The sequence below is a fragment of the Arthrobacter sp. RIT-PI-e genome, assembly GCF_001187915.1.
Taxonomy (GTDB): Bacteria; Actinomycetota; Actinomycetes; order Actinomycetales; family Micrococcaceae; genus Arthrobacter_D.
Genome location: NZ_LGIU01000055.1, coordinates 1 through 26,861, shown reverse-complemented (window position 1 = coordinate 26,861; position 26,861 = coordinate 1). Strand labels below are relative to the sequence as shown.

The 26,861-nt window shown below is 71.8% G+C and carries 26 protein-coding genes and 1 pseudogene; 1 reads left to right on the top strand and 26 read right to left on the bottom strand.

The features are described 5' to 3' along the window. Nucleotides 1–987, top strand: a pseudogene (locus tag AC792_RS17740) (A/G-specific adenine glycosylase); the annotation flags it as partial. A gap of 32 nt (nucleotides 988–1,019) precedes the next feature. Here the strand turns inward: AC792_RS17740 and dhaM are convergent. The 26 genes from dhaM to AC792_RS07605 all read right to left on the bottom strand — a co-directional run. Beyond that, a complete protein-coding gene (dhaM, locus tag AC792_RS07725; protein ID WP_049829974.1) occupies nucleotides 1,020–1,778 on the bottom strand; it encodes a dihydroxyacetone kinase phosphoryl donor subunit DhaM in 759 nt (252 codons plus the stop codon). Continuing rightward, the gene (gene dhaL, locus AC792_RS07720; protein ID WP_049829979.1) at nucleotides 1,775–2,425 is read right to left on the bottom strand and encodes a dihydroxyacetone kinase subunit DhaL; all 651 of its coding nucleotides are present in this window, start codon (nucleotides 2,423–2,425) and stop codon (nucleotides 1,775–1,777) included. The genes dhaM and dhaL overlap by 4 nt, the downstream gene beginning before the upstream one ends. A gap of 2 nt (nucleotides 2,426–2,427) precedes the next feature. Further along, nucleotides 2,428–3,429, bottom strand: coding sequence for a dihydroxyacetone kinase subunit DhaK (gene dhaK, locus AC792_RS07715; RefSeq protein ID WP_049829973.1), 1,002 nt, complete (start codon nucleotides 3,427–3,429; stop codon nucleotides 2,428–2,430). Nucleotides 3,430–3,673: 244 nt separating this feature from the next. Beyond that, complete coding sequence (locus AC792_RS16360; protein ID WP_082177567.1) at nucleotides 3,674–3,850, bottom strand: CsbD family protein; 177 nt, start codon at nucleotides 3,848–3,850, stop codon at nucleotides 3,674–3,676. A gap of 120 nt (nucleotides 3,851–3,970) precedes the next feature. Further along, a complete protein-coding gene (locus tag AC792_RS07710) occupies nucleotides 3,971–4,480 on the bottom strand; it encodes an amino-acid N-acetyltransferase (protein ID WP_049829972.1) in 510 nt (169 codons plus the stop codon). Between the two features lie 37 nt (nucleotides 4,481–4,517). Next, nucleotides 4,518–6,566 (bottom strand): S9 family peptidase, encoded by a 2,049-nt coding sequence (locus AC792_RS07705; RefSeq protein ID WP_049829971.1) that lies wholly within the window; start codon nucleotides 6,564–6,566, stop codon nucleotides 4,518–4,520. 191 nt (nucleotides 6,567–6,757) lie between these two features. Further along, nucleotides 6,758–9,265 (bottom strand): ATP-dependent Clp protease ATP-binding subunit, encoded by a 2,508-nt coding sequence (locus AC792_RS07700; RefSeq protein WP_049829970.1) that lies wholly within the window; start codon nucleotides 9,263–9,265, stop codon nucleotides 6,758–6,760. 185 nt (nucleotides 9,266–9,450) lie between these two features. Further along, entirely contained in the window at nucleotides 9,451–9,648 is a 198-nt protein-coding gene (locus AC792_RS07695) for a hypothetical protein (protein ID WP_049829969.1), read from the bottom strand. Between the two features lies 1 nt (nucleotide 9,649). Further along, nucleotides 9,650–11,152 carry a lysine--tRNA ligase gene (gene lysS, locus AC792_RS07690; protein ID WP_268753358.1) on the bottom strand — a complete coding sequence of 501 codons (1,503 nt, stop codon included), beginning with the start codon at nucleotides 11,150–11,152 and terminating at the stop codon, nucleotides 9,650–9,652. 31 nt (nucleotides 11,153–11,183) lie between these two features. Further along, nucleotides 11,184–12,164 carry a pantoate--beta-alanine ligase gene (gene panC, locus AC792_RS07685; protein ID WP_235436461.1) on the bottom strand — a complete coding sequence of 327 codons (981 nt, stop codon included), beginning with the start codon at nucleotides 12,162–12,164 and terminating at the stop codon, nucleotides 11,184–11,186. A gap of 65 nt (nucleotides 12,165–12,229) precedes the next feature. Further along, complete coding sequence (locus AC792_RS07680) at nucleotides 12,230–13,171, bottom strand: Rossmann-like and DUF2520 domain-containing protein (RefSeq protein ID WP_049829967.1); 942 nt, start codon at nucleotides 13,169–13,171, stop codon at nucleotides 12,230–12,232. Further along, nucleotides 13,158–14,822 (bottom strand): PH domain-containing protein, encoded by a 1,665-nt coding sequence (locus tag AC792_RS07675; RefSeq protein WP_082177566.1) that lies wholly within the window; start codon nucleotides 14,820–14,822, stop codon nucleotides 13,158–13,160. Before AC792_RS07675 ends, AC792_RS07680 begins: the two co-directional genes overlap by 14 nt. Beyond that, on the bottom strand, nucleotides 14,819–15,334 hold the full coding sequence (locus tag AC792_RS07670; RefSeq protein WP_049829966.1) for a PH domain-containing protein: 516 nt from the start codon (nucleotides 15,332–15,334) through the stop codon (nucleotides 14,819–14,821). Before AC792_RS07670 ends, AC792_RS07675 begins: the two co-directional genes overlap by 4 nt. Continuing rightward, complete coding sequence (locus tag AC792_RS07665) at nucleotides 15,327–15,812, bottom strand: DUF3180 domain-containing protein (RefSeq protein WP_049829965.1); 486 nt, start codon at nucleotides 15,810–15,812, stop codon at nucleotides 15,327–15,329. The genes AC792_RS07670 and AC792_RS07665 overlap by 8 nt, the downstream gene beginning before the upstream one ends. A gap of 6 nt (nucleotides 15,813–15,818) precedes the next feature. Beyond that, nucleotides 15,819–16,316, bottom strand: a complete 498-nt coding sequence (gene folK, locus AC792_RS07660; protein WP_049829964.1) for a 2-amino-4-hydroxy-6-hydroxymethyldihydropteridine diphosphokinase — start codon at nucleotides 16,314–16,316, stop codon at nucleotides 15,819–15,821. Further along, nucleotides 16,313–16,720, bottom strand: coding sequence for a dihydroneopterin aldolase (gene folB, locus AC792_RS07655; protein WP_235436454.1), 408 nt, complete (start codon nucleotides 16,718–16,720; stop codon nucleotides 16,313–16,315). The genes folK and folB overlap by 4 nt, the downstream gene beginning before the upstream one ends. Further along, nucleotides 16,717–17,628, bottom strand: coding sequence for a dihydropteroate synthase (folP, locus tag AC792_RS07650; RefSeq protein WP_049829963.1), 912 nt, complete (start codon nucleotides 17,626–17,628; stop codon nucleotides 16,717–16,719). The genes folB and folP overlap by 4 nt, the downstream gene beginning before the upstream one ends. 6 nt (nucleotides 17,629–17,634) lie before the next feature. After that, nucleotides 17,635–18,252 carry a GTP cyclohydrolase I FolE gene (folE, locus tag AC792_RS07645; protein ID WP_049829962.1) on the bottom strand — a complete coding sequence of 206 codons (618 nt, stop codon included), beginning with the start codon at nucleotides 18,250–18,252 and terminating at the stop codon, nucleotides 17,635–17,637. Nucleotides 18,253–18,317: 65 nt separating this feature from the next. Continuing rightward, nucleotides 18,318–20,366, bottom strand: coding sequence for an ATP-dependent zinc metalloprotease FtsH (gene ftsH, locus AC792_RS07640; protein ID WP_049829961.1), 2,049 nt, complete (start codon nucleotides 20,364–20,366; stop codon nucleotides 18,318–18,320). A 168-nt stretch (nucleotides 20,367–20,534) separates the two neighbouring features. Further along, nucleotides 20,535–21,086 (bottom strand): hypoxanthine phosphoribosyltransferase, encoded by a 552-nt coding sequence (hpt, locus tag AC792_RS07635; protein ID WP_049829960.1) that lies wholly within the window; start codon nucleotides 21,084–21,086, stop codon nucleotides 20,535–20,537. Nucleotides 21,087–21,089: 3 nt separating this feature from the next. Then, nucleotides 21,090–22,223 carry a tRNA lysidine(34) synthetase TilS gene (gene tilS / locus AC792_RS07630; protein ID WP_442853608.1) on the bottom strand — a complete coding sequence of 378 codons (1,134 nt, stop codon included), beginning with the start codon at nucleotides 22,221–22,223 and terminating at the stop codon, nucleotides 21,090–21,092. Continuing rightward, nucleotides 22,216–23,373, bottom strand: a complete 1,158-nt coding sequence (locus AC792_RS07625; RefSeq protein ID WP_049829959.1) for a zinc-dependent metalloprotease — start codon at nucleotides 23,371–23,373, stop codon at nucleotides 22,216–22,218. Before AC792_RS07625 ends, tilS begins: the two co-directional genes overlap by 8 nt. Nucleotides 23,374–23,433: 60 nt before the next feature. Continuing rightward, nucleotides 23,434–24,030 carry a TetR/AcrR family transcriptional regulator gene (locus AC792_RS07620; protein WP_049829958.1) on the bottom strand — a complete coding sequence of 199 codons (597 nt, stop codon included), beginning with the start codon at nucleotides 24,028–24,030 and terminating at the stop codon, nucleotides 23,434–23,436. A gap of 226 nt (nucleotides 24,031–24,256) precedes the next feature. Further along, the gene (locus AC792_RS07615) at nucleotides 24,257–25,363 is read right to left on the bottom strand and encodes a Gfo/Idh/MocA family protein (RefSeq protein ID WP_049829957.1); all 1,107 of its coding nucleotides are present in this window, start codon (nucleotides 25,361–25,363) and stop codon (nucleotides 24,257–24,259) included. Beyond that, on the bottom strand, nucleotides 25,360–26,163 hold the full coding sequence (locus tag AC792_RS07610) for a sugar phosphate isomerase/epimerase family protein (RefSeq protein WP_049829956.1): 804 nt from the start codon (nucleotides 26,161–26,163) through the stop codon (nucleotides 25,360–25,362). Before AC792_RS07610 ends, AC792_RS07615 begins: the two co-directional genes overlap by 4 nt. Nucleotides 26,164–26,347: 184 nt before the next feature. Continuing rightward, nucleotides 26,348–26,861, bottom strand: a 514-nt coding sequence (locus tag AC792_RS07605) for a D-alanyl-D-alanine carboxypeptidase (RefSeq protein WP_200903382.1), incomplete at its 5' end; no start/stop codon positions are given.

The window sequence follows — 26,861 nt, the reverse complement described above, 5'->3', positions numbered from 1 at the left end:
GGCCCTGCCCTCGACCGCACCGGGACCGCCCCCCCCCCCCCCGGGCCCGCGGCCCCCGGTGGTCTCCCCCCCCGGCTCACGGACTGGTTCGCGGCGCAGGCCCGGGCCCTGCCGTGGCGGGGACCCGGGGGCCCCGCCGGGGGGATCCCCCTGAGCGGGGGGGTGCTGCAACAGACACCGGGGGGCCGGGTGCTGCCGGGGGGGCACGGGTGGCTCCGACGGTGGCCCTCGCCCGCGCACCTCGCCGCCGATTCCCCGGGTGAGGCGGTGCGCCACTGGGGCCGCCTGGGCTATCCGCGCAGGGCGCTGCGCCTCCACGCGGCCGCCACGGCCGTGGTGGAGGACCACGGCGGCGCCGTGCCGTCCACCCACGGCGAGCTGCTCTCCCTCCCGGGCGTGGGCGACTACACGGCCGCGGCGGTCGCCGCCCTCGCGTTCGGCCGGCGGGAGACCGCGGCGGGCACCCACATCCGGCGCGTCCCCGCCCGGCTGTTCGGCGGCAAGGCTCTTCCGGCTCCTGCCCTGACGTCCGCGGAGATGAGACGGGCCGCGGAGCTGCTGCCCGAGGACGCCGCCCTGTCCGTCCGGTGGAACGCCGCCGTGATGGAGCTGGGGGCGGTGGTGTGCACGGCACGCACACCGAGCTGCGCCGTCTGCCCCGTGAGCGATGCCTGCGCCTGGGTGGCGGCGGGGCGCCCGGCCCCCGAGTACGTCCCGAAGGGGCAGTCCTGGGCGGGGACGGACCGCCAGGTGCGCGGAGCGATCGTGGCCGTGCTGCGCGAGGCGCAGCAGCCGGTACCGCGAGCGGTGCTCCTCGAGGCTCCCGTGGATCTGTCCGTGGGCGGGCCGCCCGGCTCGCCGCCGGTGCTGACGGCGCTCACCGCCCTGCACGCACTCCGGGCTCCGGGCGAGCAACTGGAACGGGCACTGGCGGGGCTGCCCCCCCCCGGCCCGGCGGGGGGGGCCGCCGGCGGCGCCCGACCCCCCGTCGCCCCGCCGCACCGGGGAGCCCGGGCGGATCAGTCCGGTTCGCCGAAACGGCTCTGGACGGACTCCCCCACGAAGTCCACCGCGGCCCGGGCCTCGGGACCGCTCGCCTCCGCGGTGAGGGTGCGTCCCTGCCGGAGGCCGAGGGTCATCAGGAGCATCACGGACTTCCCGTCCACCCCGTTCACCGTCACCTCGGCGTCGAACCCCGCGAGTCCGGAAGCGAGCACCGCCGCCGGACGCGCATGGAGACCCGTGCGGTTGGAGAGCGTCCAGGAACCACGGGCGGTCGGGGTACCGGAGGACGCTCCACCGTGCCCCTCCGCCGCGGGGGCAGCGGATCCCGGCGCCGCCGTGCCCCGGTCCGGACCGGACGGTTCGAGGTCCTCCGGCCGGATGGACACCACGGCCTCCTCCGCGGCACGCAGCACCGCGTCCAGCCCGGCACCACCCTGGGCCTGGACGGCCGCGGCCACCGCTCCCTCCACGAGAGCGGCCCGGGCGAGGCGCACGCTCCCGCGCACCTCGGGGTCGAGGAACTCCAGCACCGACTCCGCGGTCATCACGGCCGAACCGAGATCGGTCAGGACCACCACGCCGTCGGACCCGGACGCGCGCTCGACCCCCGCCTGCACGCGGTCGAAGCTCGTGCCGATCCGTGAACGGCCCGAACCGTCCTCGACTCCCCCGGCGGCCACGAGGACGACGTCGGGGGCCATCTGCGCCGCGAGCTCCACCACCCCCTCGGCGATCTTCTCGCTGTGCGAGACGATCACGAGGCCCACGCTCACGGGGTGTCGATCCCGGCCGCGGAGGCGGCGGCCTGCAGGATGAGCGCCGTGGAGACCGCTCCGGGATCCTGGTGGCCCGCACTGCGCTCACCGAGGTAGCTGGCCCTGCCCTTCCGGGCGATCAGCGGCTCCGTGGCCACCGCCCCGGCGTGGGCGGCGTTGGCCGCGGCGGCGCGCACCCCCGGCGGCGGGGCCCCGGCGCGCGCCGCCGCGCCCGCCGATTCGGCCGCGGGGGTCCAGGCGTCGATCATGGTCTTGTCGCCCACCTCCGCCTTGCCGCGTGCGGCGATGCCGTCACGGGCCGCGAGGACCATGGCGGCGGCGGCCTCCGCGTCGACGACCTCGGCGTCCCCGAGGGAGGTGGCGGCCCGGAGGAACGCCGTCCCGTACAGCGGGCCGGCCGCACCGCCCACCGTGGACATCAGGGTCATGGCCACGAGCTTGAGCACTGCGGCGGGGGGGGCCGGGGCCTCGGTGCCGTCCAGCTTCGCCACCACCGCGGAGAAACCCCGGTCCAAGTTCTCGCCGTGGTCGGCGTCGCCGATCAGGCGGTCGAGGTCGATCAGCAGTGCCCGGTTCTCACCCAGCACCTCCGCCGCTCCGCGGATCCAGCGCAGCGCCCAGCCGGTGTCGAGGGGATCAGCCACGATCAGGCGCCCCAGCGCAGGGCGGCGGTGTGCACGGGGGAGTCCCACAGCTCGAGCATCTCGTCGTCCACGCGCAGGACGGTCAGCGACGCCCCCTGCATCTCCAGCGCCGTGATGTAGTTCCCCACGAGGGCGCGCTCGATCCTGACACCGAGTCCGTCGAGGAGGCGCGTGAGTGCGCGGTGCACGATGTACAGCTCGCTCGCGGGGGTCCCGCCCATGCCGTTGACCAGCACGATCACCCGGTCACCCGATGCGAGCCCGAGGTCCGCGCTGATCGGCTCCAGGAGCCTGCGGGTGATGGTGTCGGCGTCCTCGAGCGGGATCCGGTGCCTCCCCGGCTCGCCGTGGATGCCGATCCCGATCTCGATCTCGTCCTCGGGAAGCTCGAAGCTCGGCACGCCGGCATGGGGGACGGTGCAGGCCGCCAGCGCCACGCCCATGGAGCGGACGCCGTCGACGACGCGCTGCGCGAGCGCGGCGACGGCGTCGAGGTCGTCCCCGCGCTCGGCCGCGGCACCGGCGATGCGCTCCACGAGCACGGTGCCTCCCACGCCCCGGCGCCCGGCGGTGTAAAGGGAGTCCTCGACGGCGACGTCGTCGTTCACCAGCACGGAGCGGACGGCAATGCCCTCCGCCTCGGCCAGCTCGGCCGCGGTCTCGAAGTTCAGCACGTCACCGGTGTAGTTCTTCACGATGTGCAGCACACCGGCACCGCCGTCCACCGCCGTGGTGGCGGGGACGATCTGGTCCGGCGTGGGGGAGGTGAACATCGCGCCCGGGACGGCCGCGTCCAGCATGCCCCGGCCCACGAAGCCGGCATGGAGGGGTTCGTGGCCGCTGCCCCCACCCGAGACCAGCCCCACCTTGCCCTGGACGGGCGCGTCCCTGCGGGTGATGAACAGGGGTTCGGGATGCACCGTCACGAGATCGGCGTGTGCCAGGCCGAATCCCTCGACGGATTCGGCGACCACGGCACGGGGATCGTTGATGAGCTTCTTCACGTCGGCGGCTCCTTCACGGCGAACGGACGCGCGGGGAACCCGACCCCGACTGCTGGGCCGCCCCGACACTGGGAACGTTACCTCCCGTTCCGGCACCTGCCTATAGGCGATGTGGCCGCTCACAGGACGGGAGGACCGCGGGGTCGACCGGCCGAGGGATGAACCGACTGAGGGAGGGCCCCGGGGTGGGGCCCTCCCTCAGTGGAGAAGGATCATCGGATCCGATGTCCTGGTCTCGTCAGGATCAATCCTTCTTGAAGACGTCCTTGATCTTCTCGCCGGCATCCTTCAGGCTCGAGCTGGCCTGGTCCTTGTGGCCCTCGGCCTCGAGGCTCTCGTTGCCGGTGGCCTTGCCGAAGCCTTCCTTGGCCTTGCCGCCGAGATCTTCGCTCTTGTTGCCGATCTTGTCATCCAGTCCCATGATGCGGACCTCCTTCAACTCGGTGTACAGCCGCCTGGTCAGGCGGCCGGCAGCATCGCCGGAGCAATGCTAAGTGCTCTTACTATATGCACGTCCGACGGCGTCGCGCCACCGTGCACCTCACAGCCTGCGGATCATCCGGGTGTTGCCGAGCGTGTTCGGTTTCACCCGGGCGAGGTCGAGGAACTCGGCGACACCCTCGTCGTGGGAGCGCAGGAGCTCGGAGTAGATCTGCGGATCCACGGCCGACTGGTCGGCCATGACCTCGAAGCCGTGGCGGCGGAAGAACTCCACCTCGAAGGTCAGGCAGAACACCCTGTCCACCCCGAAGTCCCTCGCCTGCTGCAGCAGTTCCTCCACGAGGGCGGACCCCACTCCCCGGCCGCGTGCGGCCGGGGAGGTGGCGAGGGTGCGGACCTCGGCGAGGTCCTCCCACATCACGTGCAGGGCACCGCAGCCGAGCACCTCGCCGTCGTCGTCCGCGGCGATCCGGAACTCGGGCAGACCCTCGTAGTAGGCCACGGTCTCCTTGGCCATCAGGATGCGCTGGTCCGCGAGCGGTTCCACGAGGGACTTGATCGCGGGGACGTCCGAGGTGCGGGCGGCGCGCACGGTGAAGGGCAGGCTCATTCTCCCCACTCTACAAACGCCGCCCCGCTCCGCGCTCCTACAGGCCCAGCTCGTGTGGGAGCTCGCGCTCCTCCCCGAGCAGGTGTGTGGCCAGGAACGCCTCCACCACGCCGTACCAGATCTTCGCGTGCTGGGGTTTGAGGATCCAGTGGTTCTCGTCCGGGAAGTACAGGAACCGGTGGGGCGTCACGCCGTTCTCGTCCGCCGGCAGCTGCGAGGCGGAGAGCAGCTCGTACCAGAGCCGCAGCCCCTCCCCGATCGGCACCCGGTAGTCCTTGTCCCCGTGGATCACGAGCATCGGCGTGCTGATGTTCCCCACGGAGGTGTGCGGGGAGTTCTCCTCCCGGGCCTCCGGCGTCATCTCCCGCTCCCAGTAGTAGGCGGCGTCCGTGGTGGGGCCGAACTGGTCCAGCGCCCACAGGCTCGCATGGGTGACGATCGCCGCGAAGCGGTCCGTGTGACCGGCCACCCAGTTGGCCATGTACCCGCCGAAGCTGCCGCCCATCGCGGCCACGCGCGTGCCGTCGATGTCCTCACGCGCCACGAGGTCATCGGTGGCCGCCATCAGGTCCGTGTAGGGCGCCCGGCCCCACTGCCCCCAGCCGCGGTCCACCATGTGCTGGCCGTACCCGGTGGAGAGGGCGGGGTCCGGCAGCAGCACGGCGTACCCGTGCTCGGCGAGCAGCCAGGGCGACCACCGCCACGTCCACGCGTTCCACGAGCCGATCGGTCCACCGTGGATCCACAGCAGGGCGGGGACGGGTGCGTCCGCGGAGGCACCGTGCGGCAGCACGAGCCAGGAGGCCACGCGCTGGCCGTCCTCACCCACGGACTCCACCCGCTCGAGCGTGCCCGGCAGCTCCGGGCGCCCGGCCGGGTTCCGGAGGCGCTCGGTGGTGCCGGAGGCGAGCTCGATCCGCACCACCTCGGGCGGGAAGAGGTAGGAGCTGCGGACGGCGTACAGCCACACGCCGTCGGGGGACACGCTCACGTCCGAGTACGCCGCCGCGTCCTCGGTCACCCTCCTGACCTCACCCGAGGCGGCGTCGACCACGAACACCGGGGAGGCGCCGTCGTCGTCGGCCGTGACCACCAGCGCCGAGCCGTCCGGGAGCCAGGCCTCCGGAGCCGGCCAGCGGTCCCAGTCGGCGGCCAGCGGCACGGGCCCTCCCCCGGCCCCGTCGTCCAGGGGCAGGAGCAGCAGCGAGGTGCTCGGAGCCAGCGTCGCGGTGGTGCGGCGGTCCCTCACCACCACGAGGTGGCGCCCGTCCGGGCTGACCGGCCCCGGGGCGTAGTCGTTGTCCGGGTCGTCCAGCAGCACCGTCCGTTCCTTCGTGGACATGTCCACCCGGACCAGCACGGTGCGCTGGGACCCCGCGGCCTCGGGCACCGTCACCGAGGTGAAGAGCACCGAACCGTCCGGGCTCAGCACCGGGGAGGCGTTCCGCAGACTGCCGTGGGCGTCGGGCAGCAGGTTCTCCGGTCGCGCCTCACCGTCGAGCCCGTCGAGCCCGTCGAGCCCGTCGACGGCGAAGTAGCGCGGCTCGTCCGGTCCCAGATCGGCGTCCCAGTAGCGCACCGGATAGCCGGAGTGCAGGATCGCTGCGACGCCGGACTTCTTGCGCGCCTTCCGCCGCTCGGCATCGTCCGCCTCGTCGGCGGAGCCGGCCAGCATGCTGCCGGACACCACCACGACGTCGGCCCCCCGCGCCGTGGTCACGCCGGCCACGCCGCCCTCCCGGGCGAGCACCAGGGAGGCCTCGCCGCCCGACGCCGGGAGGCACCAGAGCGCGGGGCGCGGTTCGCCGTCCTCATCCTCCTCGGGATCGGGGCGCCCCGAGGTGAACAGGAGGTCGCCGCTCGCCAGGAAGGACGCACCGGACTCACCGGCCGAGCTCCGGGTGAGCCTGCGTGCGGGCTCCGCGCCCGCGGGGTCCACCTCCCAGAGCGCGGTGCGGTACCCGGTGGCCTTTGGGTCCAGGGTGGCCACGGAGGTCACGAGCCGGGTGCCGTCCCCGTTCAGTGCGAGGCCGCTGAGCCGTGGGAGGGCGACGAAGTCGTCGAGGGAGGAGAAGGGTGTGGTCATGGGTCATCTCTACCATCCGTCTGTGAACCGGGTCACAGGGTTTCACGCAGAGAGGAACAGGTTGCCCCGGGCAGCCGAATCCGCCCGGAGCGGTCGACGGGTCGGGACGGTAGAACGACGGAACCCGCCCTGGTGACCAGGGCGGGTTCCGTCGGTACTGCTGGATCCGGTACTGCCGGATACTGTCCCGGTCACTCCGGGACGGTCGCCTCCAGGGCGGCCGGGGAGTCCTCGATCTCCTTGAGCGAACCGCTGCCGGTGAAGGTGAAGTACGCGTCCACGCCCTCACCCTCCACGTCCACGTCCACGCGCTCGCCCGAGTTCAGCTCGCCGAAGAGGATCTTCTCCGAGAGCTGGTCCTCGATCTCGCGCTGGATGGTGCGGCGCAGCGGCCGGGCACCCATCGCGGGGTCGTAGCCACGGGTGGCGAGGAGCACCTTGGCCGCGGGCGTGAGCTCGATGGTCATGCCCTTGTCCGCCATGCGGCGGCTCAGGCGCTCCACGAACAGGTCCACGATCTGCACGATCTCGTCCTGGGTGAGCTGCGGGAACACCACGGTGTCGTCCACGCGGTTGAGGAACTCGGGCCGGAAGTGCTGCTTGAGCTCCTCCTGGACCTTCGCCTTCATCCGGTTGTAGCTCGTCTGGGTGTCCGAGCCCGACTGGAAGCCGGTCATGACGCCCTTGGAGATGTCCCGGGTACCGAGGTTGGTGGTCATGATGATCACGGTGTTCTTGAAGTCCACCATGCGGCCCTGGCTGTCCGTCAGACGCCCGTCCTCGAGGATCTGCAACAGCGAGTTGAAGAGATCGGCGTGCGCCTTCTCCACCTCGTCGAACAGCACCACGGAGAACGGCTTGCGGCGCACCTTCTCGGTGAGCTGACCGCCCTCCTCATAACCCACGTAGCCCGGAGGGGCACCGAAGAGCCGCGAGACGGTGTGCTTCTCGGAGTACTCGGACATGTCCAGGGTGATCAGGGCGTCCTCCTCGCCGAAGAGGAACTCCGCGAGGGCCTTGGCGAGCTCCGTCTTGCCCACACCGGTGGGGCCGGCGAAGATGAACGAGCCACCCGGACGCTTCGGGTCCTTGAGACCGGCACGCGTACGGCGGATGGCCTGCGAGATGGCCTTGATGGCCTCGTTCTGGCCGATGACCCGGCGGTGCAGCTCGTCCTCCATGTTGAGCAGACGGGAGGACTCGGCCTCCGTCAGCTTGAACACGGGGATGCCCGTGGAGTTGGCCAGCACCTCGGCGATGAGCTCCTCGTCCACCTCGGCGATGTCGTCCAGACCACCGGACTTCCAGCGGCGCTCCTTCTCGTTGCGCTCCTCCTGGAGCTTCTGCTCCTTGTCGCGCAGCGATGCGGCACCCTCGAAGTCCTGGGAGTCGATGGCCGCCTCCTTCTCACGCCTCGCGTCGGCGATGCGCTCGTCCATCTCCTTGAGCTCCGGCGGCGCCGTCATCCGGCGGATGCGCAGGCGCGCCCCCGCCTCGTCGATGAGGTCGATCGCCTTGTCCGGCAGGAAGCGGTCCGAGATGTAGCGCTCGGCGAGGGTCGCCGCGCTGGAGAGTGCGCCGTCGGTGATGGAGACCCGGTGGTGGGCCTCGTAGCGGTCGCGCAAGCCCTTGAGGATCTCGATGGAGTGGGCCACGGAGGGCTCCGCCACCTGGATGGGCTGGAAACGGCGCTCGAGGGCGGCATCCTTCTCGATGTGCTTGCGGTACTCGTCGAGCGTGGTGGCACCGATGGTCTGCAGCTCACCACGGGCCAGCATGGGCTTCAGGATCGATGCGGCGTCAATGGCACCCTCGGCTGCACCGGCACCCACGAGGGTGTGGATCTCGTCGATGAACAGGATGATGTCACCCCGCGTGCGGATCTCCTTGAGGACCTTCTTCAGGCGCTCCTCGAAATCCCCGCGGTCCCGCGACCCCGCCACGAGGGACCCGAGGTCCAGCGTGTAGAGCTGCTTGTCCTTCAGGGTCTCCGGCACGTCGCCGCGCACGATCGACTGCGCGAGCCCCTCGACCACGGCGGTCTTGCCGACGCCGGGCTCACCGATGAGCACGGGGTTGTTCTTGGTACGGCGCGAGAGGACCTGCATGACGCGTTCCATCTCGTGCTCGCGCCCGATCACCGGGTCGAGCTTGGACTCGCGTGCCGCCTGGGTCAGGTTGCGGCCGAACTGGTCCAGCACCACCGAGCCGGCGGGGGTGCCCTCCTGCTGCGGACCGCCCGCGGCGGCGGGCTCCTTGCCCTGGTACCCGGACAGGAGTTGGATGACCTGCTGGCGGACACGGTTGAGGTCGGCGCCGAGCTTCACGAGGACCTGCGCGGCAACACCCTCACCCTCGCGGATGAGCCCGAGCAGGATGTGCTCGGTGCCGATGTAGTTGTGGCCGAGCTGCAGGGCCTCCCGCAGGGAGAGCTCCAGCACCTTCTTGGCCCGGGGGGTGAAGGGGATGTGACCGGAGGGCGCCTGCTGGCCCTGACCGATGATCTCCTGAACCTGCTCCCGCACGGCACCCAGCGAGATGCTGAGTGATTCCAGGGCCTTGGCGGCGACACCCTCACCCTCGTGGATCAGGCCAAGCAGGATGTGCTCGGTGCCGATGTAGTTGTGGTTGAGCATGCGGGCCTCTTCTTGGGCCAACACGACGACTCGACGGGCACGATCTGTAAATCTCTCGAACATGAGACACACTCCTAGCTAACGCGTAGTTCGATGCTACGGGCAGGGCAGGGGCCGTGGGGGCTTGTTCGCCACAGGCGAGATCACGCCGGAGGGTTCAGCCCCCGGCGTTCCACCGTGACCGGTGCCGGTCGGCGCGGTACGCCTCGACGATCCCGCTGTCCACGCGGCAGCGGAGAACCACCGGTCTACTGCGGATCGGTGCGCGTCTCCGCTTCCCTCTCCTCGGCATCCCGCCGGAGACGGGCGTCCGCCTCGTCCTGCGCCCGCTCCGCCTCGGCCATCGCTCGGCGCTCGGAGCGGTCGGCGTTGAAGATGGTGCGGATCACGAAGTAGAACAGCACTGCCAGGCAGATCGACGGCAGGAGCACGGCCAGGTATTCCATGCTACTGACCTCCCTCGGGCTTGAGGATGGGGAAGAGGATGGACTCACGGATCCCCGCGTTCGTGAAGAGCATCACCAGACGGTCGATCCCGAGGCCGATCCCGCCCATGGGCGGCGCGCCGTACTCGAGTGCCCGCAGGAAGTCCTCGTCCAGCTGCATGGCCTCCTCGTCACCGGCCGCCGCCTGACGCGACTGCTCCGTGAGGCGCTGCCGCTGCACCACGGGATCGATCAGCTCGGAGAACGCCGTGCCCCGCTCCATCCCCCCGATGATCAGGTCCCAGGCCTCGATGAGCCGCGGGTCGTCCCGGTGGGTACGGGCCAGCGGCTGTGCCGAGGGCGGGTAGTCGTGGACGAACGTGGGCTGGATCAGGGTGGGCTCCACGATCTCCGAGAAGAGTTCGAGGACCATCTTCTCGGCGTCCCATGCGGGGTCGAGGGAGACCTCGTGCCGCTCGGCCAGGACCCGCAGCTCGTCCGCACCGGTGTCGGGTGTGATCTCCTGGCCCACGGCCGCGGACAGCCCTGGGTACACGCCCAGCCAAGCCCATTCGCCGTCGAGGTCGATGGTGCCCCGCTCGGTCTCGATGGTCCGCGACCCCACGGCGTCGGCGCAGGCCAGGATCATCTCCTGCATGCGCTCGGCCATGACGAACTGGTCCGCATACGCCTCGTAGCTCTCGAGCATGGTGAACTCGGGGCTGTGCGTGGAGTCCACGCCCTCGTTGCGGAACACCCGGCCGATCTCGTAGACGCGGTCGATCCCGCCCACCACGGCGCGCTTCAGGTACAGCTCCAGGGCGATCCGCAGCGTCATCTGCTGGTCGAACGCGTTCAGGTGGGTCTCGAAGGGCCGCGCGGTGGCACCGCCGTGCACCAGCTGCAACATCGGGGTCTCCACCTCGATGTAGTCGCGCTCCTCGAGGGTGCGCCGCAGCGTGCGCATGATCGTCGCCCGGGTGCGCACCATCTGCCGGGCCTCCTCGCGCACCATGAGGTCCACGTAGCGCTGGCGCACCCGGGTCTCCTCGCTCACGCCCGTGTGCAGGGTGGGCAGCGGGCGGAGCGCCTTCGACGCCAGGGACCAGGTGTCGGCCATGACGGAGAGCTCCCCGCGCCGGGAACTGATGACCTCGCCGTGCACCTGGACGTGGTCGCCGAGGTCCGCGAGCGACTTCCAGTCGGCGAGGCGGTCCGGGCCGATCTCCGCGAGGCTGAGCATGACCTGCAGCCGTGTGCCGTCGCCCTCCTGCAGGGTGGCGAAGCACAGCTTGCCCGAGTTGCGGATGAACACCACCCGGCCGACGACGGCGACCTGCCGGCCGCTCGACTCCCCGGTCGCGAGGTCCGCGAACTCCTCCCGGACGGCGGAGAGCGAATGCGTGCGCTCGGGCCGGACCGGGTAGGGCTCCACCCCGGCGTCGAGCAGGGTTGCGCGCTTCTGCAGCCGGAAGCGCATCTGCTCGTTGAGGTCGTCGATGGGGAGTTCGTCGGAGTTCGTCACGGAAGACAAGTTTACGGCTCCCCGCCGGGCATCAGTCGTCCGCGGTCCCGGCTGCCCCGCCGTCCGGACGGTGCAGGACGGTGTTGTCGATGAGCCGGACGGCGCCCACCCGCGCCGCGACGACGGCGAGTGCCCGGCCGCCGCCGTCGCCCTCCGCCGCGGAATGCCCGGCGTCACCGGTGCCGGGCAGGGGCATGAAGGACGCGGGATCGACGACCTCGAGGTAGTCGAGCTCCACGTGCTCCTCAGCGGCCACCTCGGCACGGGCGGAGGCGAGGTCCAGCGGCTCCCCCTGCGCGGCGCGCTCCCGCAGACCGGCGAGCACCCGGGAGAGCACCAGGGCCGCGCGGCGCTCGGCGGGCTCGAGGAACCGGTTGCGGCTGGAGAGGGCCAGGCCGTCGGCGTCCCGCACGATCGGCACACCCCGGATGTCCACCGGCAGGTTCAGGTCGAGCACCATGCGGCGGACGAGCGCCAGCTGCTGGGCGTCCTTCTCCCCGAAGTACGCCCGGTACGCGGCGTCGGCGGCCGGCAGCCCGAGGTTGAGCAGCTTGGACACCACGGTGAGCATGCCGTCGAAGTGCCCGGGCCGGGACGCCCCCTCGAAGACCTCCCCCATGCGTCCGGCGCTCACGCGCACCTGCGGCTCCCCTCCCGGGTACATGGTCTCCACCGACGGCACGAGGACGACGTCCACCCCGCAGCCCGCGAGCAGCCGGAGATCCGCGTCGAGGGTGCGGGGGTAGCGCCGGAGATCCGCGGGATCACCGAACTGCAGCGGGTTCACGAAGATCGAGACGACCACCACGCTGTTGGCATCCCGTGCGGTGCGTACCAGCTCCGCGTGGCCCTCGTGCAGGCCCCCCATGGTGGGGACGAGCCCGAGCGACGGCGGGACGGTCACCTCCGCGTACGGGGCGGCTCGCAGCAGCCGGGCGGTGATGGTGCGGAGTTCCGCCGGGGTGGAGACGACGAGGGGCAGGGTGTTCGTGGCGTTTCCGTCGGGGGTCACGGGAGTCTTCCTGAGGAGGGCCCGGAGCGGATCCGGGCGGTGCGGGAGCGGTCGGTCGGAACGGGTCAGGGGTGCGGGCCGGTCGGGCTGCCGTCCGGCGGCCCGTCCGCCGGCCCGTCGGCGAGCGCCGCGAGGATCGCCTCCCCCTGCGCGGGCGAGAGCACACCCCGCTCCAGGGCCCGCAGGGCGGTGGCACGCGCCATCCCGAGGTAGGCCTGGCGGGTGTCCGGGGCGTCGTGGGACTCCAGGGCGGCCCGGTGCGCGCGGACGGTCCCGGCGTCGCCCCGGGCCACCGGACCCGTGAGCGCGGACTCCCCGGCGGAGAGCGCGTTCTCGAGGGAGGCCTTCATGAGCGGGCCGAGCATGCGGTCCGCGTGCTGCACCCCGAGATCGGCGAGCAGCTGGGCGGACTGCGCGGGGATGGGGCCGAGGTGGTTCGAGGCGCGGGCGAGGGCCGCGTGGTAGAGCGCCCTGGACTCCTCCTCGATCACGGCGGGTTCCGCGCCCATCTCCACCACGAGCGCCTGCGCGATCGGCAGTACCGCGGCAGGCGCGGGGATCCCGAACATGCTGTCGGGGAGCCTGCCCAGATCCAGGCTCAGCCCGGTGAAGGTCATGGCGGGGGGGGGGGCGAGCGGGGGGGCCCCTGCGGCCCGCGCGGGCCGCAGCACCTCCGTGCCGTACCTTCCGGAGGTGTGGACCACGAGCTGCCCGGCCTGCCACGCCCCCAGCTGGGCCAGCCCCTCGACGAGCGGGGGCAGGGCGTCGTCCGGCACCGCGAGGAGTACCAGCTCCGCACGCTCGAGAATCTGCGGGATCTCGAGGACGGGCACACCGGGCAGCAGGTTCTCCGCGCGCTCCCGGCTGGCCTCCGAGACCGCGGAGACCCCCACCACGGCGTGGCCCGCGGAGCGCAGGGCCGCGCCGAGCACGGAACCCACCTTCCCGGCGCCGATGATCCCGATGCCGAGGCGTCCCGGCCTGCGTGCGGGGTCAGGGCCGGTCACGGTGCTGCTCCTCGTTCGGGGTGGACCCCGCGGACTCGTACCGCGGGATCTCCGGCATGACTTCCCGCGCCGCGGGGTCGACGGAGGAGGCCTCCGGTGGAAGGGGAGGGAGGGACTCCGGCCCGGGTGCCGTCGGCGGGTCCGTCACCACCGCGGGCACGGGCCTCATCCACTGCTCGGGACCGCTGCGGCGCCGTGCCTCCGCGGCGCGGGAGGCCTGGCCGTGGAACAGCTGCCAGGCGACGTCGGCATCGGCGAGCGGGACGCGCGGGCTCACCGGCCCCGGCGTCGTCTGGAGCTCCAGGCCGGCCAGGCGGAGGCGGCGGTCCAGGGGTCCCTGGTGGAGGGACAGCGACTGGGTGCGCTCGTGGGGGACGACGACGAGCCGGCGCCACAGGACGCCCGAGCGGACGAGCAGGGCCGTCCCCGTGACCGCGAACCCGTTGCGCCGCCATGCGAGGGGGGCGAGCCAGCGTGCACGGCGCGGAGTGGTGGTGAATCCCTCCGGGTCGTCGCGTCCCTCCATCCCGGCGAAGAACACCTCCACCGGACGGGGTGTCCCGGGATCGGGGAGCACGAGCGCCAGGATCTGCAGCACCTCGTCGCGGGTGCCCACCGGCAGGAGCGTGGCGCGCGCCTGCCCCTCGGTGGAGGAGGAGACGCCGTACCCGGCCACGTTCACCGTGACGCGGTACCAGCCCCTGAGCCGCCAGAGCGGGGACTGGCTGATCCCGAGCGCCTGCACGCGCCCGGGCGGCACGGTCTGGGACCGCGTGTCCAGCAGACCGTAGCGGATGCGGATGCCGTCGGGCGAGGTGGCGGCGCGGAAGTTGTACCCGGTGTTCAGCGACGACCAGTAGGCGCCGATCACGCCGATACCGATCGGGATGAACGACGTGATGATGACGGGGGTGTCGAAGCCGATGCCGAGGGCCACGACGGCGGCGGCGGCCAGCACCAGGGCGATGCTGGTGCCGGAGAGCAGGGTCGCCCCGATGACGCGTCCCGGCGGGACCGCCACCACCTCCCGCTCGGGAGCCTCGGGGACGTCACCCGGGCGCTCCGGGTCCTCGGTCACGCCTGCGGCCCGCGCGAGGATGGTGGCGCGCAGCTGCCTGGCCTGGCCGATGCGGAGGAAGGCGAGCCGCACGGCGGACTCCCCGGCGTCGGCCACCTCGAACTTCAGCTCCGCGAGTCCGAAGATCCTGGCGAGGAAGGGCTGCACGATGTCGATGGCCTGGACGCGGTCCAGGCGTGCCTGCCGCTGCTGCCGGAAGAGCACACCCGAGTGCACGCGGACGTGCTCGGCGGTCACCTGGTACCTGGTGAAGTACCAGGAGACGAAGAACGCGCCCGCGATCAGCAGGACCACGCCGAGGAGGATCCCCCCGGCGAGGAGGGCGTCGGCCCCCTCCGGGAGGGAGTTCCTGCCGCGCGTACCGCCCTCGAACAGGCCCTCCGCCCAGTCGCGGCCGAAGAAGAAGACGATGGCGACGAGCGCGATCCAGCCGCGCACCAGGGGCGAGATGAAATGGACGCGATGCCACGTCTCCCCCGGCAGGATCACCGGATCCGCGCCGTCCGGGGCGGCAGGCCCCGCAGCCCCCGTGGCGTGGGCCGGCGCGGGTCCCGGCCCCTCCCCTGCCGTCACAGCCCGGCCAGCCTGGCTTCTCCCCGCGCGGAGAGCTGCTCACGCAGCCGCGAACCCTCCTCGGTGGGCAGCCCGGGGATGGTGGCGTCCGTCGCGGGGGACGCCGTGTGCAGCTTCAGCGTGCACATCCCGAAGATGCGCTCGATCGGGCCGACGGCCACGTCCACGTACTGCATGCGCCCGTAGGGCACCACCAAGGTGCGCTGGAAGAAGACGCCGGAGCGCACCAGGAGATCGTCGTCGCGCTCGGCGTAGCCGATGGCGGCCACCTGGCGGGGGAGCAGCACGCCGTACCAGAGCACGGAGACCAGCGCGGCACCGGGCAGTGCCCAGGCCACCCAGAGGGCGGGGAAGGAACTCCAGACACCGGTGAGCCGCAGCACCAGGGGAACGCTGCTGAGCACCAGCCAGAGCAGCGACCCGGCGAGCCACCCGAGGAGCCGCACCCGCAGGTACTTCGGCGACACCCGGGACCACTCGAGTCCGGACGGGTCGATCGGTTCCCTAGGCATATTCCCCCTCAGTGGTGCCCGGACCGCCCGGGCCGTCGTCCTCGGGCGGAAGCCTGCAGAAGTTCTCGACAACCAATCCCACCACAACCAGCAGGATCCCGCCCGCGATCAGTGCCACGGACCCCCACGCGGGCCCGGTGCTCGCACGGACGGGGAGCAGCATCAGCTGGTCCACGAGGATCCCGGCGTGCCAGCCGGAACTCAGCGCGCCCGCGTAGGCGCACGCCTGGGCGAGGACGAGCGTGCGGGTGGCCAGCAGCGGGTCCAGCGCCCGGTCGCGCCGCCCGTTCCGCCAGCGCAGCACCTTCCGGCCGAAGAAGAGCGTCATCCCGAGGATCAGCGCCGTGGTGGCCAGGGACGTGAGCGGCAGGGCGGGTGTGCCGTAGCCGCCCCGGGTGGCGGCCCAGTTCACCAGCCAGCCCACGATGCCGGCGAGCAGGCCCACGAGCGCCAGCCTGCGCAGCCGCAGGGCACGCATGGACGCCTACCCTCCCTCGAAGGGGGTCAGCCCGCCGATGTCCGCGGCCTCGCCGGCCAGCTCGGCGACCGGCCGGCCGAGCAGCCGGGCGTCCGGATCCATCCAGGCCCAGGGCTGCAGCACGAACGCGCGGGAAGCTGCACGGGGGTGCGGGACGGTGAGGTCCGGGTCCTCCGAGGACCAGTCGCCGTAGGTGATGATGTCGACGTCGAGCGTGCGCGGTCCCCACCGCTCCACGCGCTCGCGGTGGTGCTTCGCCTCCACGGCACGGCAGTGGGCCAGGAGCTCGTACGGCCCGAGGTCCGTCTCCACCTCGATCACCATGTTGAGGTAGTCCGGTTGCTCCGGTCCGCCCACGGGCCTGGTCAGCACCACAGGTGAGACGGCGTGCAGGCGCATGCGGTCCGCCTCCGCGAGATCCGCGACGGCGAGCACCAGCGTGTCACGGCTGGCACCGAGGTTGCTGCCGAGTGCCAGCACGGCCCGGACGGTGGTGCCGCTCATGGCCGGCTCCTGCGCAGGGTCACCGAGACGTCCCCGAACGGCACGGCGATGGGCGCCTGGGGCTTGTGCACCGTCACATCCACCGCGGTCACCGGGAACGCCCCGAGCACCTCGGCGGCGATGCTCTCGGCGAGCGCCTCGACGAGATCGAAGGGAGGGCCTGCGATGATGCCGTGCACCAGCTCCGCGACCTGCCCGTAGTGCGCCGTCCGCGCCAGCTCGTCGGTGGTGCCGGCGGGCTGCAGGTCGAGGTGCAGCGCGAGGTCCACCACGAACGGTTGCCCGTCGCGGCGCTCGTGCTCGAACACCCCGTGGTGGCCGGTGGCGGTGATGCCGCTCAGCTCCACCAGGTCCAGCTCCCCGGAGGGGGAGCCACGGCGTGTGCCGCCGAACGGGGTGGTCACCTGCGCTGTCCCGCCGCCGCCGCGACCTTGACGGCGTCCACGGTGGCGGCGGCGTCGTGCGCGCGTACCCCCCAGGCACCGGCGGCTGCTGCGAGGGTGGCGACGGCGAGGGAACCGTGATCGCGCTCGGCAGGTGCCGCCGTCCTCCCGGCCGAGGTCAGCAGGGTGCCGAGGAAGCGCTTGCGCGAAGCCCCCACGAGCACCCGGTGCCCCAGCGCGGTGAAGGTGCCGAGGCTGCGGATGACGGCCCAGTTGTGCTCGTCGGTCTTCGCGAAGCCCAGCCCCGGATCGAGGATGATCTGCTCGGCGGCCACCCCGGCGGCGACGAAGCGGTCCCGGAGCGCGGTGAGTTCGGCCACCACCTCACCCACCACGTCGTCGTAGGTGGCGAGGGCGTCCATGGTCTCCGCGGTGCCACGGCGGTGCGTCAGGACGTACGGCACACCCCGCTCGGCCACGAGGTCCGGCATCGCGGGATCGAACTCCTCACCGGAGACGTCGTTGACGATCGCCGCACCCGCGTCCAGCGCCTGCCGGGCGGTCTCGGCATGCATGGTGTCGATGCTCACGAGGGCACCGGCGGTCACGAGGGCCTTCACCACGGGGAGCACGCGTGCGAGCTCCTCCTCCACGGGCACCGGCCGGGCGTTCGGCCGGCTGGACTCCCCGCCGACGTCGATGACGTCCGCCCCGGCGTAGTGCATCCGCAGCCCGTGCTTGATCGCCTCGTCGGTGACGGAGTACTTCCCGCCGTCGCTGAAGGAGTCGGGGGTGACATTGAGGATCCCCATCACCACGGTGCGGTCGGTGGGGAGACCGGCGACGGTCCTCGGCGTCCGGACGGGCCGGATCACCGGGAGCGGCGAGGTGGCCGGTCCGGTGCCGGGCGCTGCGGCGAGTGAGTCCATGGGGAGTTACCTTCCGAGTATGAGGCTCATGGCCTCGGCGCGTGTGGCCGTCTCGCGGATCTGACCGCGGACGGCGGACGTGACGGTCCTGGCGCCGGGCTTGCGGACGCCGCGCATGGACATGCACATGTGCTCGCACTCGATCACCACGATCGCCCCCTTGGGTGAGAGGTGTTCCATCATCGCATCCACGAGTTGCGTGGTGAGCCGCTCCTGCACCTGGGGACGCCGCGCGAACACCTCCACCAGCCGTGCGAGCTTGCTCAGTCCGGTCACGCGCCCCTCGTCCGAGGGGATGTAGCCCAGGTGGGCGGACCCGTGGAAGGGCACCAGGTGGTGCTCGCACGTGGAGTAGAAGGGGATGTCCTTCACCAGCACCAGCTCCTGGTGGTTCAGGTCGAAGGACGTGGAGAGCACCTCGGCGGCGTCCTGGTGGAGACCCGCGAACATCTCCGCGTAGGCCTTCGCGACCCGCTGCGGTGTCTCGAGCAGACCGTCGCGGTCGGGGTCCTCCCCGATCGCCACGAGGATCTCCCGGACCGCCCGCCGGATCCGCGGTTGATCCACGGGCGATCTCACCGCCGCGAGGGCGGCGTCCACCACCTCGTCGTCGAAATCCGTCATGGGTCGGCTCCCTCCTCGGTCCGCGGTCACCCGGCGGTCCCCGTCCGGGCAGGACGGGGAGCGCATCAGCTGTCCCGGGGACCTTCCCCGGATTCCGGCGACGGCAGGTCGGAATCCTGCACGTCGAAGTCCTTCGGGATGTCCGCCTCGGCGATCTGGTCCTGCGGCGCCACGGTCTCCGGTGCCGGCTGGCCGCTCTCGATCGCCTGGGCGCGCTCCTTGCGGGAGATGATCGGGGGCAGCGAGTGGACCGGCCGGCTCTGCTTGGACAGCCACACCTCGCGCAGACCGCGCTTGCGGACCGAGGAGAACACCTCGGCGATCTCCTCCTGGTTCAGGGTCTCGCGCTCGAGCAGCTCCAGGGCCAGCTGGTCCAGGACGTCGCGGTTCTCGGTGAGGATCTGGTAGGCCTCGTCGTGGGCGTTGTCGATCAGGCGGCGCACCTCCTCGTCCACCACGAGGGCGATCTGGTCGGAGTAGTCGCGGTCGCTGCCCATGTCGCGGCCGAGGAACGGCTCACCCGCACCCTGCCCGAGCTTCACCGCACCCACGCGCTCGCTCATGCCGTACTGGGTCACCATCTTCCGGGCGGTGCCGGTGGCTTTCTCGATGTCGTTCGAGGCACCCGTGGACGGGTCGTGGAAGACGATCTCCTCCGCCACGCGGCCACCCATCGCGTAGGCGAGCTGGTCGAGCAGCTCGTTCCGCGTGACCGAGTACTTGTCGTCGCTCGGCATCACCATGGTGTAGCCGAGGGCACGGCCGCGCGGCAGGATGGTCACCTTGGTCACCGGGTCCGTGTTGCGCAGCGCCGCCGCCACGAGCGCGTGCCCGCCCTCGTGGTAGGCCGTGATCTTCCGCTCGAGCTCCTTCATCACGCGGCTGCGCTTCTGCGGGCCGGCGATCACGCGGTCGATCGCCTCGTCGAGGGCGCGGTCGTCGATCAGCTGCGCGTTGGAGCGTGCGGTCAGCAGTGCGGCCTCGTTGAGCACGTTGGCGAGATCCGCACCGGTGAACCCGGGTGTCTTCTTGGCCACGGACTTCAGGTTCACCCCGGGGGCCATCGGCTTGCCCTTCGAGTGCACCGCGAGGATGTGCTCACGGCCCTTCATGTCCGGCGCCTCCACGCCGATCTGGCGGTCGAAGCGGCCCGGACGCAGCAGTGCCGGGTCGAGCACGTCGGGGCGGTTGGTCGCGGCGATGAGGATCACGTTGGTGGTGGCGTCGAAGCCGTCCATCTCCACCAGCAGCTGGTTCAGCGTCTGCTCGCGCTCGTCGTTGCCGCCCCCCACGCCGGCGCCGCGGTGGCGTCCCACGGCGTCGATCTCGTCCACGAAGATGATGGCCGGGGAGTTGGTCTTGGCCTGCTCGAAGAGGTCGCGGACACGGGAGGCACCCACGCCCACGAACATCTCGACGAAGTCCGAGCCGGAGATCGAGAAGAAGGGGACTCCTGCTTCACCGGCGACGGCGCGGGCCAGCAGGGTCTTGCCGGTCCCGGGAGGCCCGTACAGCAGCACGCCCTTGGGGATCTTGGCGCCGAGGGCCTGGAACTTGGCGGGCTCCTGCAGGAACTCCTTGATCTCGAGGAGTTCCTCGACGGCTTCGTCGGACCCCGCGACATCGTTGAAGGTGACCTGCGGCATGTCCTTGGTGATCAGCTTGGCCTTGGACTTGCCGAACTGCATCACCTTGGAGCCGCCGCCCTGCATCCGGCTGAGCAGGAACCAGAAGATCAGGCCGAGGATCAGGATCGGGAAGATCAGCCCCGCGATGCTGAGCAGCCAGTTGCTCTCGGCGGGCTGGTCCGTGAAGCCGTCGGTGTCCGAGGCGTTGATCGCCTGGACCACGTCCTCCGCGCGCGCGGTGCTGTAGAAGAACTGGACGCTGGTGCCCATGTCCTCGTAGTCCTGGCGGAGGGTGAGGTCCACGCGCTGTTCGCCGTCGTGGATCTGGGCCTGGGTGACCTGGTTGTCCTCGAGGAGCCGGAGACCTTCGTCGGTGTCGATGCGGGTGCTGCCGGAACCGAAGAGGTTGGGGAGGATCAGCAGGAGTGCGACGACGGCCAGGGCGATCCAGAAGACCGGCCCCTTGAAGAGGTTCTTGAATTTCATACGATTCAGGGCAGCAAGCCCTGTCCCTCCTGCTGAAGCACGTCGGATGTGGGGCGCACTGCTGTGTGGATGCCCTCGGAGCATCTCAACATATACACCGTCTGGGATTCACCACGCGCGGCCCGGACCGATAGTTCCCTGTGGGCGTACCGGCGCGGACGGACCGGCCTACTCGTAGACGTGCGGCGCCAGGGTGCCGATGAAGTCGAGGTTGCGGTACTTCTCCGCGAAGTCGAGCCCGTAGCCCACCACGAACTCGTTGGGGATCTCGTAACCCACGTACTTGACGTCGATCTCCACCTTCGCCGCGTCCGGCTTCCGCAGGAGGGTGCAGATCTCCACGGAGGCGGGCCCGCGCGAGAGGAGGTTCGCCTTGAGCCAGGACAGGGTGAGACCGGAGTCGATGATGTCCTCGGCGATGAGCACGTGCTTGCCCATCAGATCGGTCTCGAGGTCCTTGAGGATCCGCACCACGCCGGAGGACTGGGTACCGGAGCCGTAGGAGGAGACCGCCATCCAGTCCATGGTGATGTGGGAGTGCAGGGCGCGGGCGAGATCCGCCATGACCATCACTGCACCCTTGAGCACACCCACCAGGAGGATGTCCTTGCCCTCGTAGTCGGCGTCGATCTGCTGCGCCAGCTCCTCGATCCGCTGCTGGATCTCCTCCTTGGTGTAGAGGACGTGCTTGAGATCTGACTGGACGTCGTTGGAATCCACCGGTTACTCCTGGGTTGGACGGCGCGACTGCTTCACACCGGCGCGATTGTTTCTAAGCACAAGGTTGCCATAGCTCGGGTCCCCCCGAAGAACCGCCCTGCCCCGGACCTGGCGGTGCACGCTGACCTTCCCGCCGAGCTGCACGGGACCGGCCGCGCCCCCGCGCTCCAGCAGGGATTCGGCGGCGCGGAGCCGTTCCGCCCTGGGCTGGAAGGCCCCGAGCTCGAGCGCCGCCCGCGCCAGGACCCGCTGCCGCAGCGCCGCCGGCAGGGCCCGGAGTCCCTCCTCCGGCAGCAGCACGGAGCCGTCGTCGTCCGCTCCCCGCAGGGTGGCGTACGCCTCGGCGGCGAGCTGCTCGAGATGATCGGCGTCCTGGCCCAGGATGCGCGCCGTCCGCGCGAGCGCCTGCGCGATGCCCGGGCCCAGCTGCTCCTCGAGGAACGGGAGCACCTCGGTGCGCACGCGCGAGCGCGCGAAGGCCGGATCCGCATTGCTGGGATCCTGCCACGGCGCGAGCCCGTGGAAGTCGCAGATGGCCTCTGTGTCCTCCCGCCGCAGCTCGAGGAACGGCCGCACGTAGCGTCCGCGCCGGGCCGGCATGCCCGCGAGCGATCGCGTGCCGGAACCGCGGGCCAGGCCGAGGAGCCCCTGCTCCGCCTGGTCGTCGAGGGTGTGGCCGAGCAGCACCGCTGCGGCACCGAGCCGCGCCGCGGCCTCGTCCAGGGCGGTGTACCGCGCACTCCGCGCGGCCGCCTCGGGCCCCATCCCCTCCCGGTGCACGTCCACGTGCCGCACCTCCACCGGATCGAGCCCGAGCTCCCGTACGGCGGCCGCGGCGGCGTCGGCCACCTCCGCGCTGCCGGGTTGCAGGCCGTGGTCGACGACGACGGCGCCCACCCGGCAGCGCCCGGTCCGTGCGAGATGCACGGCCACCGCGGCGAGGGCCAGGGAGTCCGGCCCGCCACTGCAGGCCACGAGCACCAGGGGCAGCGCCTCCGGGTCGGTGCCCACGTCACCGCGGTTCTCGCGGTTCTCGCGGGCGGTCAGGTCCTGCAGACCGGGGACCTCCGCGAGGCCCGCCAGGAGCAGGTTGCGCGCGGTTCCCACCACCGGCAGGAGCCGTGGGCGCCTAGCCACGACGCAGGCTCATCCGATCGATCCATTCGTCCGGTGCATGGATCTCCCGCTCCGTGGGCAGGTGCGCCTCGGCCTCCCACACGGCGTTGAACCCGTCCATGCCGGTCTGGCTGACCGCGCGGCGCACGAACCTGGCGCCGTCACTGTACTGGCGCATCTTCGCGTCCAGACCCATGAACTGGCGCACGAGCTTCTCCAGCGGGCCGCGGGACTTCCCCCGCGCGTTGAACCGGCGGCGGATGGTCCTCACGGACGGGACGATGCTGCCGTCCACCCCGTCCATGACCACGTTCGCGTGACCCTCGAGGAGGCTCATGACGGCGGTGAGGTGGGACATCCGCGCCCTGTCCTCCTCGTCCTGGAGGAGGGACAGCACCCCGGCGCCACCCACGTCCTGACCATGTGCCACGTCCTGCGTCCCGTTCCTCCCCGCCTTCCCCGCTCCCCCTGCGGACCGCGACGCCGAGAGGTGCTTCACAGCTGCGCCCAAGCGCTCCGAGAGCGTGTCGGCCTTGTCCATCAGGCCGGAGGTCAGCTGACCGATCTCACCGGTCATGTGGTCCTTCAGCCAGGGTGCCGCGGCGAACTGCACCCGGTGGGTCTGCTCGTGGAGGCACACCCAGAGCCGGAAGTCGGACGGGTCCACGTTCAGTTCGCGTTCCACGGAGACGATGTTGGGGGCCACGAGCAGAAGCCGTCCGCCCTGCCCGTTGCGCGAGGGCACGAACGGGTCGTACTGGCCCAGGACCTTGCTGGAGAGGAAGGCCAGGATGGTGCCGAGCTGGACCCCCGTGACACTCCCGCCCAGCGCCAGGGAGGCGGAGCGCAGCGCCTCCGGCCGTGATTCGGCCAGCTGGTCCAGCGCGGGCTGCAGCAGAGCGCGGAAGCTCTGCGCGTTGGCCGTGGACCAGCTCGCGCGATCCACCACCAGCAGCTCGGAGTCGCGCAGGTCCCGTGCGGCGTCGAGCCTGGAGATGGTGTGGACGTGCCCCACGGAGGCCTCGGCCAGGGAACGCATGTTCTCCACCGCGCGCGCGACGTCCTTCGGCGCCATGGTGGGGCCGGCAGGGGTGAGGGAAGCTGCGGTGGAGGCCGCGATGTCCCAGTTGACCAGCTGAGGGCGGGGTGCTGAGGACTCGTTTCTGGACATGCGCCTATTCGATCACACCCCGCCACCGGGCGGACCCACCGGGGTCGGACGCCCCCGCGGTCAGGGGGCCAGGAGCACCGCGAACGTGCGCATCGTGCGTTCGAGGTCGATCGACGGTTCGAGCAACCACTGGATCTGCAGACCGTCGGATGCCGCGACGAGGAGTGCGGCGATCTCGGCGGCGTCCACGTCGGCACGGATCCGCCCTGCCCGCTGGTCGCGGACCAGGCGCTCGACGAGATCCGCGCGCACCCGGTCGAACCGCCCGACGAAGAACCGACGACGGGAGTTCTCGCTCGTCTCCAGGGAGGCGGCGACGAGGGTGGAGTAGAGCTCCACCATGCCGGGCAGGGTCACGTTGCGCACGGCCGCGTCCACGAGCACCTCGACGGCGGTCCGTGCGGCGTGGTGCGCCTCCGGCGTGCGGGACCGCTCCGCGTGCTCGAAGACGGCGACGAGCAGCTGCTCGCGCGAGTCGAAGTAGTGCAGGAGCGCCGCGTTCGAGACCCCGATGCGCTGCGCGATCTGGCGCAGCGAGGTACCCGCGGCCCCCTGCTCGGCGAAGACCTCGATGGCCCGGTCGAGGATCTCCCGCCGGCGGGCCACGCCCTTGGCGTAGGAACCGCGACGCCCGATCACCGGATCGTCCTCGTTCATCGGAGGACCCCGTGCGGGGACGTCCGGGCGGAGGGGACCGGCCCCTGCACGGGGGCCCTGTCCGGCGGCTGCACGACTCCGGTGGACCACGCGGCCGGGTGCACTGCGGGCCACGCACCCGGCCGCACCCCGGCCCACACGCTCGCGGTGACCGGGCCCGGGGCGGGCCACGCCCCGGCCGGCAGGTGACCCCGCGTCGGGGTCACCTGCCGGGGGACCGGGCGGACTAGAGGGTGGATGCCGACGGGTCCCAGTCCTCCGCGAGGGGGACCGGCCTGGCGACCGTCGACGCGATGTCGACGACCCGCCCGGTCTCCGCCGCCTCGCCGATCGAGAGCAGGACGTCGAGCACGTGGGCCGCGACGGCACCACTGGCGCGCTCGGGCTCGCCGCCGCGGACGGCACGCGCCAGATCGAGCGCCCCGGAGCCCCGACCGTAGGCCGACCCGACGGCGGGCAGCGTCTCCGGCTCGTCGGAGCCGAAGCGCCAGAGCGTCGTGGCGCCGTCGAACATGTTCGGGTCCGGGAGCACGAGCGTGCCCTCGGTGCCGCTGATCTCCACGAACCCGTTGCGCGGGAGCGCGTTCTGGAAGCTGAACGTCGACTGCGCCGACTGCCCGCCCCGGAACGAGATGAGCGCCGCGTGGTGCGTGGGCACCTCCACGGGGAACGTGGTTCCAGCCTTGGGTCCGCTGCCGATCACGCGCTCCTCGCGTGAGCGCGAGGACACCGCACTCACGCGGCTCGCGGCGCCGAAGGCGTGGACGAGCGTGGTGACGTAGTACGGCCCCATGTCCAGCAGGGGGCCGGCGCCGCGGGCGAAGAGGAACTCCGGGCTCGGGTGCCACTGGTCCGGCCCCGGCACGTGGAAGAGCGTGGTCGCCGTGAGCGGCTCCCCGATGTCGCCGCGCGCGATGGCGCGCATCGCGCTCTGGATGCCGGAGCCGAGCACGGTGTCGGGTGCGCACGCGATGCGTACCCCCGCGGCATCCGCACGGGCGAGGAGATCGGCCGCCGCGTCCCGGTCGAGGGCGAGGGGCTTCTCGCTCCACACGTGCTTGCCGGCGTCGATGATCCGCCGGTCCACCTCGGCATGCACGGCGGGGATCGTGAGGTTGACCACGATCTCGATCCCGTCGATCGCGAGCAGCTCCTCGACCGTGCCGGAACCCGGCACACCGTACTTCTCCGCCTGCTCCCGGGCGCGGTCCGTGAGGAGGTCGGCGACGAAGAGCACCTCGAGGTCGGGGAACGCCGTCATGTTCTCGAGGTAGGTACCGGAGATGACCCCGGCACCGATGACGCCGACGCCGACGCGGCCCGAGCCGCTCACCTGTCGTTCTCCGCGAGCCACGCGAAGGACTCCGCGACACCGGAGAAGATCTCCCCCTGGTAGGCGTCGAACTCGACCACCCGCAGGGCGGAGGGTGCCGCCGCGAGGACGGCGGGGATGTCCACGTCGCCCTGACCCGCCGGGACCTGACGCTCGAAGGCGTTCTTCAGCGCGTCCGGCACCACGAGGGCGCTCTCGCTGCTCGGCAGGGCGGTGGCGATGTCACCGCTCACGGGACCGTCCTTGATGTGCAGGGCCTGGACGCGCTCGCCGAGCGTGCGCAGGTACGCGGGGACGTCGATCCCGCCCACGGTGGCCCAGAAGGTGTCGATCTCGAGCACCACCTCGGGGGCGAGCCGCTCGACGAAGAACTCGAACACGGGCCGCCCGTCCACGCGGTTCGCGAACTCCCACTGGTGGTTGTGGTAGCCGAAGCGCAGGCCCGAGGCCGCCGCGGACTGCGCGAGCTCGTTGACGCGGTCGGCGAGGCGCGCGGCGTCGTCGGCAGTCTGCCAGCGGTCCGTGGGGATGAAGGGGTCGATGACGAGCGAGATGCCGAGCTGGTTGGCGGCGTCGAACGCCTGCTGCGGCTCGGTCGAGTCGATGACGGACGCGTGGCCGGTCGGCGCCGTGACGCCCGAGTCCGAGAACGCCCTCGCGAACTCGTCGGCCCGCTCCACGAACGCGTACGGCTCGACCTGCGTGAAACCGATCTCGGCGATGCGGGCCACCGCACCCTGGAGGTCGTCGGAGATCGCCTCCCGGACCGTGTAGAGCTGGACAGAGGGAGAGGACGTCATCGAGGAACTCCTTCGTAGATACGAGTGACCGCGGCTCGCAGGCAGCTCCGCCGCCTCGAACCGTCGGTCCCACCCTAGGGACCAATTCCTACCAATGCCAGGTTTTCGCGCGATCTTCTGTGATCGTCGTCACCGACGGCCCTCCCGCCGATGCCGGGTTGCGGCTGCCGGTGAGGTTACGACCTCACCGGCAGCCGCAGCCCGCCAGGAGTGCGGCCGCCCGGTCCGCGGCGGCACGGGCCTGAACCGTGTTGCCCTCGAGCCCCGCCGCGAGGAAGGAGAACACCAGTAGCCGGCCGTCCGCGGGGACCCCGTGCCCGGTGAGGCCCGTGACGGCGTTGAGCGTCCCGGTCTTGGCGCGCACCACACCGGCGCCGCCGGCGCTCGCGGCGTCGTCGGGCGTGAAGCGCGTGGCCAGCGTCCCGGTGAGACCGGCGATGGGCAGCGAGTCCGCCACCAGGGCGAGCCCGGGCTCCGCGGAGACGACGACCCCCCGCACCAGGGCGGCGAGCTGGGCCGGGGAGACCGCGTTGCGGACGGAGAGTCCCGCGGCGTCGCCGAGCACGAGCCCCTCGCCGGGGACGCCGAGCTGTGCGGCCGCGGCGCCGAGAGCCTCGGCGGCGGCCTCCGCCGCCGCCGGACGCCCGCTCGCGAGCGCCCCCGCCGCCGCCCCGGCCCCCGCCCGCCGCTGCCCCCGG

Excerpts from the sequence above, each read along its gene's own strand:
- AC792_RS16360 (WP_082177567.1), bottom strand. The coding sequence starts at position 3,850 with ATGGGACTGGATGACAAGATCGGCAACAAGAGCGAAGATCTCGGCGGC.
- AC792_RS07710 (WP_049829972.1), bottom strand. The coding sequence starts at position 4,480 with ATGAGCCTGCCCTTCACCGTGCGCGCCGCCCGCACCTCGGACGTCCCC.
- AC792_RS07705 (WP_049829971.1), bottom strand. The coding sequence starts at position 6,566 with ATGACCACACCCTTCTCCTCCCTCGACGACTTCGTCGCCCTCCCACGG.
- AC792_RS07700 (WP_049829970.1), bottom strand. The coding sequence starts at position 9,265 with ATGTTCGAGAGATTTACAGATCGTGCCCGTCGAGTCGTCGTGTTGGCC.
- AC792_RS07695 (WP_049829969.1), bottom strand. The coding sequence starts at position 9,648 with ATGGAATACCTGGCCGTGCTCCTGCCGTCGATCTGCCTGGCAGTGCTG.
- AC792_RS07670 (WP_049829966.1), bottom strand. The coding sequence starts at position 15,334 with ATGCCTAGGGAACCGATCGACCCGTCCGGACTCGAGTGGTCCCGGGTG.
- AC792_RS07665 (WP_049829965.1), bottom strand. The coding sequence starts at position 15,812 with ATGCGTGCCCTGCGGCTGCGCAGGCTGGCGCTCGTGGGCCTGCTCGCC.
- folK (WP_049829964.1), bottom strand. The coding sequence starts at position 16,316 with ATGAGCGGCACCACCGTCCGGGCCGTGCTGGCACTCGGCAGCAACCTC.
- folP (WP_049829963.1), bottom strand. The coding sequence starts at position 17,628 with ATGGACTCACTCGCCGCAGCGCCCGGCACCGGACCGGCCACCTCGCCG.
- folE (WP_049829962.1), bottom strand. The coding sequence starts at position 18,252 with ATGACGGATTTCGACGACGAGGTGGTGGACGCCGCCCTCGCGGCGGTG.
- ftsH (WP_049829961.1), bottom strand. The coding sequence starts at position 20,366 with ATGAAATTCAAGAACCTCTTCAAGGGGCCGGTCTTCTGGATCGCCCTG.
- AC792_RS07625 (WP_049829959.1), bottom strand. The coding sequence starts at position 23,373 with ATGTCCAGAAACGAGTCCTCAGCACCCCGCCCTCAGCTGGTCAACTGG.
- AC792_RS07620 (WP_049829958.1), bottom strand. The coding sequence starts at position 24,030 with ATGAACGAGGACGATCCGGTGATCGGGCGTCGCGGTTCCTACGCCAAG.
- AC792_RS07610 (WP_049829956.1), bottom strand. The coding sequence starts at position 26,163 with ATGACGTCCTCTCCCTCTGTCCAGCTCTACACGGTCCGGGAGGCGATC.